This is a genomic window from Polyangiaceae bacterium (genome assembly GCA_020633235.1).
In the GTDB taxonomy this organism is placed as follows: Bacteria; Myxococcota_A; Polyangia; order Polyangiales; family Polyangiaceae; genus JACKEA01.
This window is the reverse complement of sequence record JACKEA010000002.1, coordinates 772,109-790,246: the sequence shown is the minus strand read 5'-3', so window position 1 is coordinate 790,246 and position 18,138 is coordinate 772,109. Positions and strand designations below refer to the sequence as shown.

At 68.2% G+C, this 18,138-nt stretch carries 13 protein-coding genes; 8 read left to right on the top strand and 5 right to left on the bottom strand.

Features of this window, described 5'->3' with window-relative positions:
• The first annotated feature begins 131 nt into the window (after nucleotides 1-131).
• From H6717_13970 to H6717_13950, 5 genes are all read left to right on the top strand, one after another.
• Nucleotides 132-464 carry a winged helix-turn-helix transcriptional regulator gene (locus H6717_13970; GenBank protein ID MCB9578127.1) on the top strand — a complete coding sequence of 111 codons (333 nt, stop codon included), beginning with the start codon at nucleotides 132-134 and terminating at the stop codon, nucleotides 462-464.
• A complete protein-coding gene (locus tag H6717_13965; GenBank protein ID MCB9578126.1) occupies nucleotides 464-907 on the top strand; it encodes an SRPBCC domain-containing protein in 444 nt (147 codons plus the stop codon). Before H6717_13970 ends, H6717_13965 begins: the two co-directional genes overlap by 1 nt.
• The gene (locus tag H6717_13960; GenBank protein MCB9578125.1) at nucleotides 904-1,326 is read left to right on the top strand and encodes an SRPBCC domain-containing protein; all 423 of its coding nucleotides are present in this window, start codon (nucleotides 904-906) and stop codon (nucleotides 1,324-1,326) included. Before H6717_13965 ends, H6717_13960 begins: the two co-directional genes overlap by 4 nt.
• Before the next feature lie 90 nt (nucleotides 1,327-1,416).
• Nucleotides 1,417-2,556, top strand: coding sequence for a trypsin-like peptidase domain-containing protein (locus H6717_13955; GenBank protein MCB9578124.1), 1,140 nt, complete (start codon nucleotides 1,417-1,419; stop codon nucleotides 2,554-2,556).
• 26 nt (nucleotides 2,557-2,582) lie between these two features.
• A complete protein-coding gene (locus tag H6717_13950) occupies nucleotides 2,583-3,362 on the top strand; it encodes a TetR family transcriptional regulator (GenBank protein MCB9578123.1) in 780 nt (259 codons plus the stop codon).
• On the opposite strand, the gene H6717_13945 is transcribed toward H6717_13950, so the two are convergent.
• Genes H6717_13945 through H6717_13935 form a run of 3 tightly spaced genes read right to left on the bottom strand, consistent with a single transcriptional unit; the run spans nucleotide 3,363 to nucleotide 12,275 of the window.
• Nucleotides 3,363-5,192: a PEGA domain-containing protein gene (locus H6717_13945; protein ID MCB9578122.1), complete on the bottom strand. Its 1,830-nt coding sequence runs from the start codon at nucleotides 5,190-5,192 to the stop codon at nucleotides 3,363-3,365. It lies immediately after the preceding gene.
• A gap of 13 nt (nucleotides 5,193-5,205) precedes the next feature.
• Entirely contained in the window at nucleotides 5,206-6,792 is a 1,587-nt protein-coding gene (locus tag H6717_13940; protein ID MCB9578121.1) for a serine/threonine protein kinase, read from the bottom strand.
• Nucleotides 6,789-12,275 carry a hypothetical protein gene (locus H6717_13935; GenBank protein MCB9578120.1) on the bottom strand — a complete coding sequence of 1,829 codons (5,487 nt, stop codon included), beginning with the start codon at nucleotides 12,273-12,275 and terminating at the stop codon, nucleotides 6,789-6,791. Before H6717_13935 ends, H6717_13940 begins: the two co-directional genes overlap by 4 nt.
• 133 nt (nucleotides 12,276-12,408) lie before the next feature.
• On the opposite strand from H6717_13935, the gene H6717_13930 reads away from it, so the two are divergent.
• Both H6717_13930 and H6717_13925 read left to right on the top strand, forming a co-directional pair.
• Complete coding sequence (locus H6717_13930) at nucleotides 12,409-13,776, top strand: cystathionine beta-synthase (GenBank protein MCB9578119.1); 1,368 nt, start codon at nucleotides 12,409-12,411, stop codon at nucleotides 13,774-13,776.
• Nucleotides 13,773-14,645, top strand: a complete 873-nt coding sequence (locus H6717_13925; protein ID MCB9578118.1) for an FHA domain-containing protein — start codon at nucleotides 13,773-13,775, stop codon at nucleotides 14,643-14,645. Before H6717_13930 ends, H6717_13925 begins: the two co-directional genes overlap by 4 nt.
• On the opposite strand, the gene H6717_13920 is transcribed toward H6717_13925, so the two are convergent.
• Together H6717_13920 and H6717_13915 are read right to left on the bottom strand one after the other, a co-directional pair.
• Entirely contained in the window at nucleotides 14,612-15,235 is a 624-nt protein-coding gene (locus tag H6717_13920; GenBank protein MCB9578117.1) for a YceI family protein, read from the bottom strand. The two genes, H6717_13925 and H6717_13920, sit on opposite strands and share 34 nt — an antisense overlap.
• Nucleotides 15,232-16,860: an acetolactate synthase gene (locus H6717_13915; GenBank protein ID MCB9578116.1), complete on the bottom strand. Its 1,629-nt coding sequence runs from the start codon at nucleotides 16,858-16,860 to the stop codon at nucleotides 15,232-15,234. Before H6717_13915 ends, H6717_13920 begins: the two co-directional genes overlap by 4 nt.
• Nucleotides 16,861-16,926: 66 nt before the next feature.
• On the opposite strand from H6717_13915, the gene H6717_13910 reads away from it, so the two are divergent.
• Nucleotides 16,927-18,138, top strand: a complete 1,212-nt coding sequence (locus tag H6717_13910) for a trypsin-like peptidase domain-containing protein (GenBank protein ID MCB9578115.1) — start codon at nucleotides 16,927-16,929, stop codon at nucleotides 18,136-18,138.

Sequence of the window (18,138 nt, the reverse complement as noted above, 5' to 3'; positions counted from 1 at the left end):
CGCGGGGGCGCTGATTTCCGCCAAGGACGGATCCGCGCTGGGACGGGAATTTCATTGAGGAATCCCGAGGCGCTCGACGCGACGTGCGGTGTTGACGGGATTTCGAGGCATTGGTAACTTGCATGTTACCAATGCGGCAATCGCTGGAAAGCACACGAGAAATCGCGCTGGATGCGCTCGGCAGCGCGGTCCGCCGGCAGATTTTGGGGATCCTGGCGGCGGGTCCCGTGTCGGTGGGGGACATCGCCGAACAGCTGCCGGTGAGTCGACCCGCCGTGTCCCGTCATTTGCGGCTCCTCACGCGCGCCCAACTGGTGACTCACGAACGGCGCGCGACGCGCAACGTGTTTCGTCTGAATGGCGACGGCTTCCAAAAGGTCCGCAGCTATCTCGACGAGTTCTGGGACCAGGCCTTGCCCCGATTCGCCGCGCGCGCCGAGGCGCTGGAACGAGAGGGCCGCTGATGCTCGAGCGCAGCATCGTCGTGCGCTGCTCTCTCGCGGCGGCCTTCGAAGCGTTCACGACGCACATCGACGAGTGGTGGCCGCGGAGCCATCGCCGCTGGTCGGACTCGGTGCTGGTCCTCGAAGGCCGTGCCGGCGGACGCTTGTACGAACGGAGTGCGGGGGGCGAAGAGGCGTCCCTCGGTGCCGTCACGCACTGGGAGCCGCCCGCGCGTCTCGGCTACGACTGGTACCCCGGAAGCGGTGTCGACGTACCCACCCACGTGGACGTGCGCTTCTTCGTCGACGGCGATCGCACTCGCGTGGAAGTGACGCATTCCCTCGGGAAGGTCGCGCGCGAGCTCTGGACCGAGCGCGTGGCGCGCTTCGAGCAAGGCTGGGGAGCGGTGCTGCCGGCCTTCGCCGGTCACGTGGAGACTATGGAGAGAGGGAACAGCGGATGAAAGAGTATCGAGCGTCCACCACCATCGCCGCCCCGGCGGAGCGGGTCTGGGAAGTGTTGATCGACACGGCGCGCTGGCCGGAGTGGGATCCGTCCTGCGAGAAAATCGAGGGCAGCGTGGGCCCTGGGCACAAGCTCAAGGCCTTCAGCAAGCTGTCTCCGGGCCGCGGATTCGCCGTCAAGGTCACGGAGCTCGCGGATCAGCGCCGGATGGTGTGGTCCGGCGGCATGCCCCTCGGCCTGTTCAAGGGCGAGCGCACCTTCGAGCTCACTTCCCGTGGAGACAGCACGGACTTCAGCGTGCACGAGGTGTTCTCCGGGCCAATGCTGGCGCTGATCGGCGGATCCATTCCGGACATGACGCAGGCGTTCCAGGGGTTCGTGGAGGGACTGAAACGGCGGGCCGAAACCGCGCCGTAGAGGGCGCCGCGCCGGGGCTCGCGCCGCCCCGACAAGACCTGCAAGCTGCACGGGGTCGACGAGCGGAAGACCGCGCTACGATGCGCGGCCATGCGTGTCGAGATCCCAAAGCTGTGGTTGATTGTCCTGATGCTGACGCTGGGCGCGGCGTCGTGTCGCGGTCACGGTGAAGCGCCAGCGGCGAGCACACCACCGCCGGTGGCTTCCGCGCCCGCGGTGGCGTCGCCTGCTCCGGTCCTCGGCAGCGGTGGGGACTTCCGCACGGAGGACGAGAAGAACACCATCTCCGTGTTCAATCGCGCGGCGGCTTCGGCCGTGTTCGTCACGGAACGTCGAGTGGTGGTGGACTACTTCGCCGGGCGCGCCATGGAGGTGCCCGCGGGCTCGGGCTCCGGCTTCGTGTGGGACGACCAAGGCCACGTGGTGACCAACTTCCACGTGGTCGCCAAGGCTCGCAGCGTGACCGTCACGTTGCAGGATCAGAAGACGTATCCCGCGGAGGTCGTCGGTACGGAGCCGCGGCGGGACATCGCGGTGCTCTTGATACATGCGCCCAAGGGCAGCCTTTCGCCCATCACGCTGCCGGCGCCGAACGGCAAGCTGGAGGTCGGTCAGAAGGTGCTGGCCATCGGCAATCCCTTCGGCCTCGATCATACGCTGACCACCGGGGTGATCAGCGCTCTGGGGCGCGAGGTGGACGGCATCGGTGGCGTCACCATTCGCGACATGATCCAGACCGATGCCGCCATCAATCCCGGCAACTCCGGCGGTCCGCTGCTCGACAGCGGCGGTCGGCTGATCGGGATGAACACCATGATCTACTCCAAGAGCGGCGCCTGGGCGGGCATCGGCTTCGCAGTGCCGGTGGAGACGATCCGGCGCATCGTGCCGCAGATCATCCGCACTGGGCGCGCCGAGCAGGTGGGCTTCGGCATCCGCATCGATCCGCAGCAGCGGATCGAGCGGCGCCTCGGCATCAAGGGCATGGTGGTGCTCGGCGTGCTGCCCGGATCCCCCGCGGAGAAGGCGGGCCTCACGGCCATTCGTCAGACGGCGGACGGCTGGGCCCTGGGCGACGTGATCGTGCGCGTCGGCAAGGATTCGGTCGACGACTACGACGACCTGTACAACGCCCTCGACGGCAAGAAGCCCGGCGAGCGGGTGAAGGTGGAGGTGGTGCGCGAAGGCCAGCACGTCAGCCTGGACGTCGATCTCGTCGTGGTCCAGTGACCATACTCTCGGGTATGCTCCAAATCATGAAGAGCCGAGGGGCGGTGGAGGAACGTATCTTCGCTGCGGCGCGCAAGCTGGCGTCGGAAAAGCCGCTGGATCAGATCGGCCTCTCGGACGTGGCGCGCACGGCGGGGGTCAGCTGGCCCACGGTGAAGCGACACGTCGGCAGCAAGGCACGCTTGCGCGCCGCCCTCGAGAGCGAAGAGCCGGAGCTGTCGGGAACCCACCCGGACACCCGCAGCCGATTGCTTTCGGCGGCGGCACGAGTGTTCGCCAAGCTCGGCTACGACGGCGCCACGCTGGACGGCATCGCCGCCGAGGCGAGCCTCACGAAGGGCGCGGTGTACTGGCACTTCCAGAGCAAGCTGGAGCTGTTCGTGGCGCTGGTGGACGCGTTCGTCGCCGACCAGGTGAGCCACCTGGCACAAGACGTGGCCCACGCCAGCACCCAGAGCCGTGAGCGCTGGCTGGACCTGGTGCTCGGCGGCGCGCTCACGCGGGCCCGGGGAGACGGCGCGCGGCTGTTCGTGGAGTTGGCGGCGGAGAGCCGCGAGCCGGCGGTGCGCCAGCGGCTGGCGAGCGCGCTCTCCGTGCGGCGGCAAGCGGTGGCGGAGTTGCTGCGCAGCCCGGAAGCGGCGCTCCCCGCCGACGTGGACGCCGCCGTGCTCGCTGCGCTGGTGGTGGCGCTGCTCGACGGCGCGGCGCTGGCGGACGTGGCCGGCGCGGCCATCGAGCCGGCCCACGCGGTGCTGACCTTCGCGCGCATCCTCGGGCGCGAGCCCAGCCGCGCGCGGGCGCGCTGATCAGAAGTCCAAGCGAGCGGCCACGCTGGGGACCACGGTGAGGAACGTTCCGAATCCGTCGTCGGGGCCCAGGCGAAGCAGACCCAAGCGCGCCGTGCTGCCGTCGGAGAAGGCGTTCGGGACGTCCGGTAGCTGCTGACTGCGTTCGTTCTTCGCTCGATCGCGGTCGCTGGTGCCGACGCGCGCCGTGGTGGGTGCGAACATCACGAACATCGCCACCCCCGCGTCGACGGCGAAGCGCTTGCTGACGCGATAGCCGATGCGCACCTCCGGACCGGTGAAGGGCACCCACAGCGAGGGGCTCTGCTCGGGGATGTCCACCGGCTCCGCGAAGTCGTAGGTCAGGGTCTGCCCGCCGGTCGCCACCGTGGTGGCCCGTCCGCGGAAGGTGCCGGATCCGGAGAAGTCCGCCTTGGCCCGCGCTGCCCCCAGCCACACCCGAAACAGCAGTGGAGTCCGCTCGAAGAACTGATAGCTGGCAGACAGAGCCGCCGCTGGGCCCCTCAGCTTCGTGGTGTCTTCGAAGGCGGTGGCGGTGGACGGGAAGTCGCCGCTCGCGCTCTTCTGCCGTGTCACGCTCTCGGACAGGCTCAGATAGCCGAGGAACAGCTCCAGGCCGAGGCCGCTGGTGAGCTGGTAGCCGCCCCGCGCACCCACCAAGAAGCCGAACGGTCGCGAGCGATCGGAACAGCCGGCATCGCTGCAGGCGGCGTCCGCACCACCCGCGAAGCTCCGCGCCAGCGCGGGGCCGCCCAGCGCCTCGAGATACAGGTGTGGCTCGAAGAAACTCTCCCGCCACATGGGGTTCGAAAGGTCACGCTCCAGCGCGACGCGGAGCACTTCTCGCTGGCCGGACCGAACGGAGACCTCACGGCGCCACGCCAAGAAGCCCTCTGCAGTGACTTCCACCTGGTGCTTTCCGCTCCTCAGCTTCCCCTCCCACACGCCGTTGCCCACCGTGACGCCGTCGACGTCTACGCGCGCGCTGGTTGGGGTGGGATCCACGCGAACGGTGGCGTCGAGGCGCGTGGCCGACAGGCGCAAGGTCGTGGTCTGGTTCGGCTGGATCTCGGCGCTGCTGGGGGGCGCGCCCATGTCCCCCTCGCCGCGCAGCGCTACGCTGTGGACGCCGACGGACAGACGCCCGTTCCATGGCGTTTCTCCCACCACCGCGCCATCCACCAAGACCGAGAGCTTCGCGCCGGCGGCTTCCTCCACCCGCAGCGTCCCGGATCGCGCGAGGGCGACGAGCTTGGCGTCGACGGATTTGTTCTGACCGCTCGCGAGGAGCAGCTGTGCCTCGAAGGGCTCGTAGCCTTGCAGAAAGACGCGAACGGTGTGGCGCCCAGCATCTAGACGTAACGGCGCCGGCCGCGGTGTGAGCCCGCGCTCCAAGCCGTCGACCACGATGGTCGCACCCGCCGGTGTGCTCGTCACCGTGAGCGAGCCGACCGATTGTCTCAGCTGCCGGACGGCATCCGCGACGAGCTTCTGGTCCTGAGCGTCGAGCTTGTCGCCGAACGAGCTCTGCAGGCGCTCGTAGGTTTCCAGGGCTTCGGCGTTGCGATGCAGCTGGCGCAGTGCGATCGCGGCGTTCTTCAGAGCGACGGAGGTGGGAAACAACTCCACCGAGGCGCTGAACTCCGCAAGCGCCGCGTCCCACTGCCCGTTCTGGGCCAGCTCTATGCCGCGCAGGAAGCGCTGACGCGCCTCCTGACGGGCGTCGCCGTTGGCGGGGGGAGCATCCGGGCCGGTGTCGGCGTTGGCCCTGCCAGCAGCCAAAGTGAGACTCAGCGCGAGGCACACGAGTGCAGCGAGGCGACGGATCATGAGGGGCGGCATCCTAACCGTCGAACTCGCTGGTCGACGTGCTGAGCTCGGGCTTCTTCTTGATCGCGGGCTTGGCCTTCGGTTCCGGGCGTTTTTGATCGGGCAGTTTCGGTGGGGGCGTGCTCGCCGGCCTCGCCGCCGGAGCCGTGGGCTTGGCTCGGGTGTCGTCGAGCATCAGGCGGTCAGGGAGCAGACCCTCTCGGGTGAGGGCCACGCGCACGTTCTTGTGTCGGTCCCCGAGGCTCAGGTCCACTTCCCGCGTGTCCCCGACTGCGCCGGACAGCTCGATCCCGCCGTCCGTCACCGAGAGCAGCTTGCCGTCGACCTTCACCTGGGCCCCGGCGGGCTCGACCGGCAGGAAGTAGCTCTGGGACTTTGGGGCTGGCTCCACGACAGACGGAGTGACCGTCGCGCTGGCCGGCGCCTCGCTGGCGACGGGCGCCGGCGGCAAAGCTGGGGCTTTCGGATGCGACGTGGCGATGACGGCGGTGGCGACAACCGCGCTGATGCCGGTGACGCCGAGCACGACGATGGGCCATTTGGCTCGGGGTTTGGGCGAGTCTTCGGCGCCGGTGACGTCCGCGGTGTGGGCGACGCCTTGGGCCGTCGACTTGAGCCGGGGTGCCACGGAACCACGCTGCTCCGTCGTCACGCTCACGATCTCGGAAGGATCCAGTCGGTCGCCGCCGAGCGCGGCGGCGAGGGCGTCTCGCAGAGCGCCCGCATCGGCGTAGCGGTGCTCCAGATTCCGGGAAATGGCCCGTTGGGTGATCTCCGCCAGCTCGGCCGGCACCCACGGTGCGCGATCTTGGAGCGGAGCGATCTCCGCGGTGAGGATTTCCACCATCAATTCCGCGAGGCTGGTCACGCCTTCGTAGGGTAGTGCTCCGGAGAGTAGCTCGTAGAGCACCATGCCCAACGACCACACGTCGCTGCGGGCATCGATCTTTCCCGCGCCGCGTGCTTGCTCAGGAGACATGTACAAGGGCGTGCCCAGCATGTTGCCCGTGTGTGTGAGCGCGGCGTTGGTGTCGGAGAAGTTCTCGAGCACTTTGGCGATGCCAAAATCGAGGATCTTGACCACGCAATCGCCCGCATCTCTCCGCGTGATGAACAGGTTTGCGGGCTTGATGTCACGATGGAAGATGGAAAGCTCGTGGGCTCGGCTCAAGCCGGTCGCGGCTTGCAGCGCGATCTTGCCCGCTGCCCGCGGCTCGATGGCGCCGAGCCGAGCGATGGTGTCCGAGACATCTTCGCCGTTCAGGAGCTCCATGGCGATGAACGGCCACCCCGTCGCTGCGTCGGTGCCCGAGTCGAAGACTTGCACGATGTGATCGCTCTCCACCGCCGCGCCGGCCTTCGCCTCTCGGAAGAAGCGCTTCACCAGCGCCGGGTGCGACACCAGATCCGGGGATGACAAGAGCTTCAGCGCACAGCGTTTCAGCGTGGTGCCGTGCCGGGCCTCGTAGACCGCACCCATTCCCCCTCGTCCGACCAAGCGCACGAGCTCGTAACGTTCGTCAATCACGCGACCGCTGAGGTCCTCCTCGCTGGTCTCGCCCATGCTGTCGTGCAGCGGCGTGGTCTTGTCCTGGCTCATTCCTTGTCTCGTCGGCGCCGCAAGATCGCCGTCATTGCGGCCAAGGCCCATAGCAGAGCGCTCGGCGAAGGTGCAGAGGGGCGGGCGACTCGGCAACCGCAGCCGCCATCGTCGGAAGGCGGCGCGCTCGCGCCGCCTTCGGGAGCAGTGCCGCCATCGGACGAGCCGCCGCCGCTTCCCGAAAGGTTCACGCACTGGCCGCCATCGCACACGAAGCCAAGGGCGCAGTCCGCCGCGACCTTGCAGCTCGAGCGACAGCTTCCCGTCTCGGGATCGCACAGGAACGGCGTGCAGGCCGTCTTCGGGCCGCTGACTGGCTGACTGGCGGCGTTTGCGTCGACGCACACCGCCGATGTTTGAACGCACTGACCGTTGGCGCAGGTCATGCCGTCGCCACAGCTCGTGCTCTTGTCGGGGTAACTGCACGACGTGGGGTCGCCCTTGCAGCTACCAGCGCACACGCCGTCGCCGTGGCACGGTTCTCGAGCACCACGGGGATCGCCAATGACCGCGACGCACAAGCCCGGCGTGGCGGCCTCGTTGCAGGCCTGGCACTGACCGGTGCACGCCGAGTCGCAGCAAACGGAGTCGGCGCAGATGCCGCTGGCGCATTCGGCGCCGTCGCTGCATGCATCGCCGTTCGACTTCTTCTGGCACTTGCCGTCGGTGCATACGAAGCCCGTGGCACAGTCGGCCACGGTGGTGCATGCCTTGGTGCAGGCGCCCTGGGCGCACACGTATCCGGAATCGCAGCCCTGAGCGGCTGCCGTCACGCAGGTGCCGTTGCCGTCGCACTCGGGAGCGGGAACGCTCTGGGTCTCGGTCGCGCAGGTGGCGCTGCCGCACTCGGTGGTCGCCGCGTACAATCGGCACGCTCCGGCGCCATCGCAGGTACCGATGGTGCCGCAGCTCGAGGCTGGCTGGCTGGCGCACTCGTCGTCCGGATCGTCTCCGTCCGGGATCATGCCGCAAACGCCGTCCTTGCCGCCCTTCTTCTTGGCTGCCGAGCACGCGCGGCATTTGCCGCCGCAGGCGGTCTGGCAACACACACCGTCCACGCAGCTGCCCACCAGGCACGGATTCGCTCCGCTGCAGGCGCAGCCGAAGTCCACGCACTGCACCTCCGCGGGGTCTTGGAAGTTGCTCGTGCTGCCGGCGACGAGGATCTGTCCGTTCGGTAGAAGATCGGCCGTGTGCGTGAAACGAGCGATCTGTAGGGTGCCGCCGGCGCTCCAGGAGTCTCCCGCGCGACTATAGACGAAGGTATCGGAGCTGCCCGAGGCGCCGCTGTCGCGGCCGCCGATCAGGTAGGCCTTGGCGCCATTGCCAAAGGGCACCAGCGCCGTCTCTTTTCGATGGTACGTCTGCCCGCCGACGACCAGGGAGCCAGCGCTGCTGAACGTGCCCGCGGTGGGATCGTAGAGTTCGGCGGTGGAGAGCGTATTGCTCATGTAGTCCACGCCACCCACGACCAGCACCTTTCCATCGTCCAGCAGCGCAGCGGAAAACAGTGAGCGCGTCTCCGCCATACTGCCCGTATTGGACCAGCCGGAGCCCAACGTGTAGACCCGGGCCGACTGCATTTGCGCGATGGTTCCGTTGCTCCCCCCGGCGACCAATACGCGCCCATCGGCCAGCTTGGTAGCGGTGTGGCCATCTCGGGCAAAGCCCAAGTTGCCGGCGTTGGCCCAGGTGTTGGAGCTGGGCAGGTAGCGCTGGGCGGTGCCGGCGCCGGTCACGAGCACGGAGCCGTCGTCCAGCAAGATCGAGCCGTGATTCCAGCGATCCACGGCCATGTCCGCAGCGGGGGACCAAGTCCCGGTGGTCGGGGAGTAGAGCTCGGCGCTCTTCAGGTTGTAGCCGCCGCTCACCAATACGCGCCCATCTGGCAGGGTGGTGGCACGGTGACTGCTGCGCGAGACGCCCGGCGCTCCCGTCGTGGCGAAGGCACCGTTGGAGTACAGCTTGGCTCCGAGGACGCCGCCGCACACGAGGAGCTTGCCATCGTTCAACACCGCGGAGGCGCCAGCACTGAAGATGCCGGGAGTGGCGGTCGTCGACCAGGAAGGATCGACGAGCAGGGGCGGAGGTAGGGCGCCGTCGAACCGCACCTTGATGGTGCACGCGGAGCTACCCGGCGGGGTGACGGGGCGCCCGAACGGTGAGACGGGACTGCGGTCCGCGGCGCAACCTTCCAGCGCAAGTTGCGCCCGATGGCGTTCTCCGTGACCGTCCTTCACCCAGGGCGGGTCGATCCGAAGCCGCGGCGTGCCATCCGCTTCCAGCAGCTCGAGAGTGTCGTCCACCAGGCGCAGGCCTTCGACCCGCGTGAGCGCGATCTCGTAGCTGAGCTCGGGTCGCGCAGGCCGCTGCTCGAACACGACGAAGTCCTCGACGCCGTGCGGGCTCACGCGTTGCAGCACGTCCGCACCCTCGGGTCCGGCGGCGGCATAGACGCCGAGACCTCGCGCTGCGGCGAGCGCTTCGGAGCGCGTACCAACCAGGCGGAAGCTGGCGGCCACCCCCGAGCGCTCGGCCACTACGTGCACGGCACCATCCGCCCGGAGAGGCAGTGTCACACGCGCGGGGCGGGGCTCGTCCCCGGTGGCCACCCAGGTCACGCCGTCCGCGCGGAGACGAACCGAATGGGGCGGCGCCAAGGCACCGAACTGCCGCTCGATGCGGGCAACCCGGGCCACTGCCTCCGGGCTCTCGGCCAGCGAGGGGTCGCCGGACGACGGGCTACCGCCGCTGCTGCACGCCGTGGTCAGGGCCACGACCGCTCCCGCGGCGAGCTTGCGACGCCGAGCAGTCAGGAGCGCGAGCAGCAGTAGACCGAACAGGCCCGCGCCCGGTGAACCGCCGCGTCTCGACGCGCTGCAGCCTCCGTCACTTCCGCTGTCGGCGGAGCCTCCGCTCGTGCACTTGGCGCCATCGCAGTAGTACCCCGAGGCGCAATCCTGGGTCTTGCTGCAGCTGTCGGCGCACGCGCCGCTGGAGGTGTCGCACAAGTACGGCTCGCAGCTCACGGAGCCGCCCTCGGCGGGCAAGCTCGCGCTTCGGTCGTCGGAGCAGATTGCGACGGGCTGAACGCAGTTGCCGGCACCGTCGCAGCTCTTGGCGCTGCCGCAGCTGGTCTCCGTGCCGGGATACACGCACTTCTGTGGGTCGGCTCCGTTGCAGGTGGACGCGCACTCGCCGGAGCCCGTGCAGGACGGCCGTACGCCGTGGGGGGCTCCGGTGACCGGAACGCACTGGCCCAGGGTGACGTCGCAGGCCTCGCATTGGCCATCGCACACGGAATCGCAGCAGATGCCATCCACGCAATGTTGGCTGTCGCACTGGTCATCCGTGCTGCAGGTGGTGCCGTTCGGTCGATGCCTGCACTCCCCGCCAATGCACTCGAAGCCGGCGACGCAGTCGCTCGCGTCTCCGCAGCTGCTCTTGCAACCGCCGTCTTTGCACAGATAGCCGGTAGTACATGCACCATTGCCGCCGTCGGTACAGGCACCCTTGCCGTCGCACACGTCCGGATTGACTTGACTCTGGTCGTCGATGCAGCTCGAGGGGGCGCACACCGTTCCCTGCGGGTGGAGTCTGCACGCACCCGCGCCGTCGCAGAAGCCATCCATGCCGCAGCTACTCGGGTCTTCGGTGGAGCACTCGTTGTCGGTATCGAGACCGGCGATCACGGGCTGGCAGGTGCCGTCTTCCCCCTGGCCCTTCTTTGCCTGGGTACAGGCCATGCAAGTGCCTGCGCATGCGTCGTCGCAGCACACGGCGTCCACACAGTGGCCGCTGTAGCATTCCGAATCCACGTTGCAGGCGCAGCCTTGGCTCAGACAGAAGATCTCTGCGCTGGGGCCCACGCTGCTCAAGCTGCCCACCAAGAGCACGTCGCCCTTGGGCAGTCGAGCCGCGCCGTGGTCACGTCGCTCGGCGAGCATGGGAGCGCTGCCCTTTTGCCAAGTGTCGGAGGAGGGCGAGTAGAACAGAGCGTTGTCTTGAGACCCCGAGCCAGACACGGAAGTGCTGTATCGCCCGCCCGTGATCAGCACGCGCCCGTCGTCGAGCAGCGTTGCGGTGTGTTGTTCCCGCAACGGTGTCGGGCCCGGCATGTCGGAAGCGTTCGACCACGCGTTCGTGGCTGGGTCGTAGAGCAGCGCGTCCTTCTTGCTCTCCACACCGTAAGCTCCGCCCACGATCAGCACCCGGCCGTCGGCGAGCTTCGTGGCGGTATGGTCTATGCGTGTGCCCGCCGCGCCCAGGTCTCCCGCCGACGCCCAGCTCCCCGTGCTGTAGAGCTCGGTGTCATTCGTCGTTCCCACGTCGGGGTAGCCCCCCATCACGAGGACCTTGCCGTTGTCGAGCAGCGTCGCCGTGTGGTTGCCGCGCGGATGTCCGAGTTTGCCGGTCGGGCTGAACGTCTTGGTGCTCGGATCGAACAGCTCGCAGGTGTCGAGCTTCACGTTGCCCGCGTAGCCCCCTGCAACGAGGACCTTGCCGTTCTTCAGCGTGGTCAGCGTGTGTCGGTTCCGTCCTTGGCCCAAGGAGCCCGCGGCAGTGAAAGAGCCCGTGCCCGGGTCGTACAGCTCCGCTGCGGTGATCAGCGCGCCATTGTCCCCACCCGCAATCAGCACTTTCCCGTCGTTCAACAGCGCGGCCTTGGCGCCCGTGCGCGCGGACGAGAGGCTTCCGGTCGACGCCCAGGTTCGCGTCACGGGATCGAACAGCTCCGCTGCGGCCAACGCCCCCCCGCCGAGCTTGGTCCCACCCGTCACGAGCACCTCGCCACTGATCAGGGCCGTCATGGTGAAGCTGAAGCCGCGCGTCTGCACCATGCCGGAGGTCGCGACCCACGGCGGGTCCACCAGGATCGGATAGCGGAGGCCGGCCGAGTCCCAGCGCACCTCGATGGTGCAGTGGTCGCCGCCGGGGGCGATGGTGGCGCGCCCCCAGGGTGGTCGCGGGTCGCGGTCCGCGGCGCAATCGACCACATCGAGGGAAGCCGAACGCCACGTTCCATCGGCGGTGGTCAACTGCGCCGGCCCGATGCGCAGGCGCGGCGTGCCGCTGCCGTCCAACAGCTCCACCACCCCCCCAACGGAGCGCAGCCCCTGCGTCTTGACCAATCTCAAGTCATATCGAAGCACAGGTTCGGTCTTCTCGCTGCGGACCTCGACCCAGTCTTCCAGCCCGTGTTCCACGTTGCGAACCTGGACGTCTCCGCCGTCCGGGCCGGCGCCGGGATAGCGATCGCCACGCAGCGGTGCGTGGGGCGCGCCGCGAAGTCGAAACGCAAGCTCGACGTTGCCGGTCCGGTCGACGACCCGGGTCAGCGCGTCGGCATGAAACGCGATCTCGAACCGACCCGTCGCGGCGTCGACTGAGCTCGACTCGTTCGGCGGGCGCGGTGGGTCCGAGCTGGAGCACGCAACGACCACCCACGTTGCCAGCAGTGCGATGCTGAACCTTCGTCCCACGAACCGATCTCCTTCCCGATCCCACGACTTTCGCCTCTGCCAGGCCCGGTGACCAGCGCCTTCCACGGGCGCTGGTATTTCCAGCCCTCCCACGGCGATTTGCGCCTGGCGAAATCCGAGTAGAGTGGCGCCCATGCCCATCCTGGATTCCGTCATCGACGCCGTCGGCAGCACCCCGATGGTCCGCCTTTCGCGCATCGGCCGAGACCTCCCGTGCGAGCTCCTTGGAAAGCTGGAGTTCTTGAACCCGGGAGGCAGCGTCAAGGATCGCATCGGCGTCCGCATGTTGCTCGAGGCGGAGAAGGCGGGCCGCATCAAACCCGGCGACACGCTGATCGAGCCCACCAGCGGCAACACGGGCATTGGTCTGGCGATGACGGCGGCGGTGCGTGGCTACCGGATGATCATCACCATGCCGGAGAAGATGAGCCGTGAGAAGCAGGTGGTGCTCGAGGCGCTGGGCGCCGAGATCATCCGCACGCCCACCGAGGCGGCGTGGGATTCACCGGAGAGCCACATCGGCGTGGCGAAGCGCTTGAAGGAAGTGATCCCGAACTCTCACATCCTCGACCAGTACGGAAACCCCGACAATCCCAACGCCCACGAAGAGGGTACGGGGCAGGAGATCATCGAGCAGTGCGGCGGCAAGCTCGACGCCTGCGTGCTCACGGCGGGCACCGGCGGCACCATCACCGGCGTCGCCCGGGCCATCAAACGCGCGATGCCGAGCTGCCAGATCGTGGGCGTGGATCCCGAGGGCAGCATCTTGGCGGGCCCCGGGGAGATCAAGAGCTACAAGGTGGAGGGCATCGGCTACGACTTCATCCCCGACGTGCTCGACCGCAACCTGGTGGATCGCTGGATCAAGTCGAACGATCGGGATTCCTTCCGCACGGCGCGCCAGCTCATCCGCCAAGAGGGGCTCTTGTGCGGCGGCTCCAGCGGCTCCGCCGTGTGGGCGGCCATGCAGGTCGCCAAGGACATGCCCAAGGGCTCCCGCATCGTCACCATCTTGCCGGACTCCATCCGCAACTATCTGACCAAGTTCGTGGACGACTCCTGGATGCGCCAGCATGGCTTCACCGAGAGCGACTGGGAGATCGGGAGCATCGGGGACATCGTCCGTACGCTGCCGCCCAAAGAAGTGATTTGCATCGAGGACGATCGCACCCTGGAGGACGCGGTGGCGGCCTTCAAGGAGCATGGCATCTCGCAGATGCCCTGCACGTCCGGCGGTCGTCTGTCGGGCATCCTCACGGAGACGGATCTCTTGGGCCTCTTGGTGCGCAATACCAAGCGCACCACGGCGCTGGCGGAGGTGATGGTGCGTCGGGTTTCCACCGTGGCCCCGCACGACGGCGCAGGCCTGTTGCCGGCCATCTTCGAGCGCGGCGAAGTCGCCATCGTTGTGGACGACGAACGCCACGTGCAGGCGTTGCTCACCAAAATGGACTTGATCGACTACTTGTCGAATCGTGCGCGCCGTACGCGAGCGACATGACCAGCAAGCAATCGAGTCTCGGCCCTTCGGGCGTGGCTGCGTTCTGGCTCTGCGACGACCACACGGAGATCCCCCTGGGGCCCGGTGAGTTCGTCGTGGGCCGGGCGTCGGACTGCGAGATCGCCTTGCCGGAGGACTCTCTGCTCTCGCGTCACCACGCGCGGCTCTTGGTCAAGGAGCAGGGTGTCGAGGTCGAGGACCTGGGCAGCACCAACGGGACGCAGGTGAACGGCACTCGAATCGTGCGCCGGACCAGCTTGCCGCCGGGGGCTCGGGTCACCTTTGGCGGCTTCCAGCTCGAGCTGCGGCAGGGCGTACCCAAGGCGATGCGCAAGAGCCGCGAGACGTCCCCGGAGGTGCCGCGCATTCGCGCTTCCCTGCTGCCGCCGCCGGATCGCGAGGACCGCACGGATCGTCTGACCGTGTTCGACGCGCTGGCGCCGGAAGTGGTGGAGGCGCTCGCCAACGGTCGCATCACTCAGGCCAAGCGCATCTTGGAGCCGTGCTTCGAGCAGGTGCTGCGCGACGCCGAGCGCGTGAAGAAGGTCGATCAGCAGGTACTGGACCGTGGCGCCGCCTTCGCACTGGAAATGGCGCGTCGCACCGGCGAGGGCCTGTTCGTGGACTTCGTGATTCGCCTCCACGTGCTGGGTCGCAAGGTGCCGAGCGAGGTCACCATCGAACGCCTCGAGAAGGTGGTGGAAGGCGTAGACGTCGTGGACGACGACCTGGCCGACGAGTTCTTTTCCCTGCTCAGGACCCTGTCACCGGAGCTCGACGCCGCGGAGCTGATCCTGTGCACGCGGCTGGAGACGGCGCTGCGCAAGGTGGGCAGTCACTCGCCCACCATCCCCGGGGAGCCGGTCTGACACTCGCGGGCGCGTCCGCGGATGCGAATTTCCAGATCGTTCGACAGCGCCCAGCCTAGGACGCCGCCCGGACGGATGCCAAAGTCCGTGCGGTCGATGGTGAAGCGCGCTTCGGCTCGCAGGCTGCGACGGCTGCGCTCCACCTGGACCGGTATTGCCACGGTGCGGGTGTGGCCGCGGAGCGAAAGGCGACCGACCACGCGCACCTGCTCGCCGGCCTTTGGCTCGACCGAGAGGGACTCGAAGCGAGCTTCGGGATGGTGCTCCACGTCGAGCACCCGAGCTGAGAGCACCAGATCCGTGAGCATCTCGGAGCCGGCGTCGATGCTCTTCAGATCCGCGCGCACCGTGAGCCGTACGGCGCGCCCCCGGTCCAGGATCACGCGGCCGCGCCAGCGCGATACTTTCACCGGGTAGTGACCGCCCAACGCCTTGGCCACCACCGTGAGGCGAGAGCGGTGAAGGTCCACGCAATAGGCCACGGGCGCCTCGGGCTCCTTCGCGGTTGGCGGCGCGCGCACCAGCTCTGCGCGGGGCGCCGCGCCGCCGCAGCCCCCGAGCAGCGCGGCCAGGACCAGCCAGCGGCTCACACGCTGATGGCGTCCTTGCGGAAGTCGCTGCCGGCGATCTTGACGTTCACGCAGGCGGGCACCTTGGAAGCGAAGGCTTCGTCGAGGGCGGGCCCGAGCTGGGCCATCGATTCCACCCAGTAGCCCTTGCCACCCACGGCCTCGACCACCTTCTCGTAGTGGGTGTAGTCGAGGGCCGTGGCGACCGCGCGGTCTTCGCCGTACATGGCCAGCTGGCCCCGGCGGATCTGAGTCCAGCCCGCGTCGTTTCCGATCACCGCGATCACCGGGAGCTTCTGTCGCACCATGGCCTCGAACTCCATCGCGTTCAGGCCAAAGGAGCCGTCGCCGTACATGATCACCGTGCGCGCCTCCGGGCGGCACAATGCGGCGGCCATGGCGTAGCCAGGTCCAATGCCCAACGTGCCCAAGGGTCCTGGATCCATCCACAGCTGCGGCCACTCCAGGGGAATCACGTAGGCCGCAGTGGCCACGAAGTCCCCGCCGTCGCCGATCACGATGTCGTTCTTGCCCAACCGCTTGCCGACCTCGTGACACACCCGGAGCGGGTTCGGCGGATCTCCGGCGGCCTCGATCTCGCTCTTCATCTTGGCGCGACGCTTGTCTTCCGCCTCGCGCACCTTGGAGAGCCAGGCGGGCGCTTTCTTCTCGCCCACCGCACTGAGCAGCTGCTCGAGCACCAGGCCGCTGTCGCCGTGGATGTGTACGTCCACGCTGCGATTTCGCCCGAGCTCACTGCCGTCCAGATCCACCTGCACGATCTTCACGTCGGGGTTCCAGGTGCCCGGTCGCCCGTAGTCCACGCGGAAATCGAAAGGGGTTCCGAACACGAACACGACGTCGCTCTCGACCATGGCGTGGCGGCGGGAGCGGGTGAACAAGCTCGGGTGAGCGAAGGGCAGCGCGCCCCGCGCCATGCCGTTCAAGAAGAACGGAACCTGCACTCGGTCCGCGAAGGTCTTCACGATCTCGCGGTTCTTGGACCAGCGGATCTGCGCACCGATGATGAAGCTCGGCCGCTCCGCCTTCGAGAGCAGCTCCGCCGCCCGAGCGATGGCCGCGGGATCCCCCGCCGGGCGTGGGGGCTCGAAGGGGCTGGTGAGCGGCTCGTCGTCGTCCGCGTAGTTCATCAAGAGGTCCAGCGGCATCTCCAAGTACACGGGGCCGGGCACGTTGGACTGCGCGATGCGGAAGGCGGAGTCGATGTATTCCTTGATGCGGCGGGCTTCCGGGACCTGCACGCTCCACTTGGAGATGGGCCGCATCAGCGTGACCGAGTCCATGTCCTGCAGTGAGCCCATGTCGCACAGCGCCTTCGGTCCTGCGCCGCCGATGCAGATCATCGGAACGCCGGCGCGCTGGGCGTTGGCAACGGCGGTGACCACGTCCGTGATGCCGGGGCCGGCGGTGACGAGGCAGACTCCGGGCTTGCCCGTTACTCGCGCGTAGCCGTCCGCGGCGTGGCCCGCGGTCTGCTCGTGACGGGTGTCCACCACGCGGATGCCTTCGTCCAGACAGCCGTCGTAGATGGCCTGGATGTGGCCGCCGCAGAGCGTGAAAACGTGGTCGATGCCCTGTCGCTTGAGTGCCTGCGCCACCAGGCGCCCGCCGTGAACCTGTGCCATGGGGGCGCACTATAGCCGAATCGGCGGCGCCCCGCGGCCCGCGAGTCGTTGTAGGCTCGGCCAGCCATGGCCGGGTCGAGCTCAGCAATCGTCGTCGCCCGCGGGGTGGTGAAGGCCATCACCCTCGCCGTGGGGGGGCTCACCACGGTGCTGTGCTTGATGTCCGCCATCGGCCACTTCACGGCGAACGGTTGGGTTCGGGTCTTGGGTGCCGTCGTGCTCGCCGTGCTGGTGCCCGCGGTGATCACCGATCGGATCTTGCCGGACGACGATCCTTCCCGCGGGAAGGGCGTGCCCACGGAGGTGTTCGCGCTCACCTGGATGGGCTTCGCCGTCGTGTTCGTGGTGGCGCTGGGCGGCTTCACGCGAGGACTGCTCGCGAAGGAGGGCGATCGTCTGGCGTCGTCCGGTCTTTCCGCCGTTGGCAGCATCGCGTGGACGCTGGCCGGCGTGCGCGCGCCGGAGAAGGCGACGCCGGAGCCCTTGGCGTCGGCGTCGGCGTCGGCGCCGATCGCCGCCCGCGTGGCGCCGAGCGCGGCGCCCACGGCGAGCGCCAGCGCGCCGCCGGTCGTGGAGCAGCCGGACGCCGCCGTGGCCGCGCCGCCCCAACAAAAAAAGAAAGATCCGGCGGACAGGACTCCCGCGGAGCTGTTCAAGGCCCTGGCTCCGGCGGTGGTCAGCATCGGCATCAAGGCCCAGGGAGACACCGAGGGCGGTGGTACCGGCTTCTTGGTGGACGACAAGGGAACGCTGGTCACGAACCATCACGTGATCGCTCCGGCGCGGTCCCTCTCCGTGAAATTCATGAACGGCGCCGTGTACGACGACGTGGACGTGCTCGCGGACGATGCGGCTCGAGATGTGGCCCTGCTGGCGATCGACCTGAAAAAGCCGAAGAGCGGCGACCCCCCGAAGGTGGAGCCCGTGACGCTGGGAAACAGTGACGAAATCCAAGTCGGGGAGCGCGCCATCTCCATCGGCAATCCGCTGGGGCTCGATCACACCCTCACGGACGGCTTGGTGAGCGCCCGGCGCGTGTACGACGGCAAGAACTGGATCCAGATGTCGGTGCCCGTGTCGCCCGGCAACTCCGGCGGCCCACTGTTCGACATGAAGGGCCGCGTGATTGGCGTGACCACCGCGCAGATCGGCAGCATGTTCGGCCGCGCCCAGAACCTGAACTTGGCGGTGCCCGTGAACGACGTCAAAGAGCACCTGAAGAAGAGCTACCCCGGGCGCCACAAGGTGGGCGAGTCCGGCGGCAGCTCGCATTGGTGA

Excerpts from the sequence above, each read along its gene's own strand:
- H6717_13925 (MCB9578118.1), top strand. The coding sequence starts at position 13,773 with ATGACCAGCAAGCAATCGAGTCTCGGCCCTTCGGGCGTGGCTGCGTTC.
- H6717_13965 (MCB9578126.1), top strand. The coding sequence starts at position 464 with ATGCTCGAGCGCAGCATCGTCGTGCGCTGCTCTCTCGCGGCGGCCTTC.
- H6717_13955 (MCB9578124.1), top strand. The coding sequence starts at position 1,417 with ATGCGTGTCGAGATCCCAAAGCTGTGGTTGATTGTCCTGATGCTGACG.
- H6717_13910 (MCB9578115.1), top strand. The coding sequence starts at position 16,927 with ATGGCCGGGTCGAGCTCAGCAATCGTCGTCGCCCGCGGGGTGGTGAAG.
- H6717_13950 (MCB9578123.1), top strand. The coding sequence starts at position 2,583 with ATGAAGAGCCGAGGGGCGGTGGAGGAACGTATCTTCGCTGCGGCGCGC.
- H6717_13970 (MCB9578127.1), top strand. The coding sequence starts at position 132 with ATGCGGCAATCGCTGGAAAGCACACGAGAAATCGCGCTGGATGCGCTC.
- H6717_13915 (MCB9578116.1), bottom strand. The coding sequence starts at position 16,860 with ATGGCACAGGTTCACGGCGGGCGCCTGGTGGCGCAGGCACTCAAGCGA.
- H6717_13960 (MCB9578125.1), top strand. The coding sequence starts at position 904 with ATGAAAGAGTATCGAGCGTCCACCACCATCGCCGCCCCGGCGGAGCGG.
- H6717_13930 (MCB9578119.1), top strand. The coding sequence starts at position 12,409 with ATGCCCATCCTGGATTCCGTCATCGACGCCGTCGGCAGCACCCCGATG.
- H6717_13945 (MCB9578122.1), bottom strand. The coding sequence starts at position 5,192 with ATGATCCGTCGCCTCGCTGCACTCGTGTGCCTCGCGCTGAGTCTCACT.
- H6717_13940 (MCB9578121.1), bottom strand. The coding sequence starts at position 6,792 with ATGAGCCAGGACAAGACCACGCCGCTGCACGACAGCATGGGCGAGACC.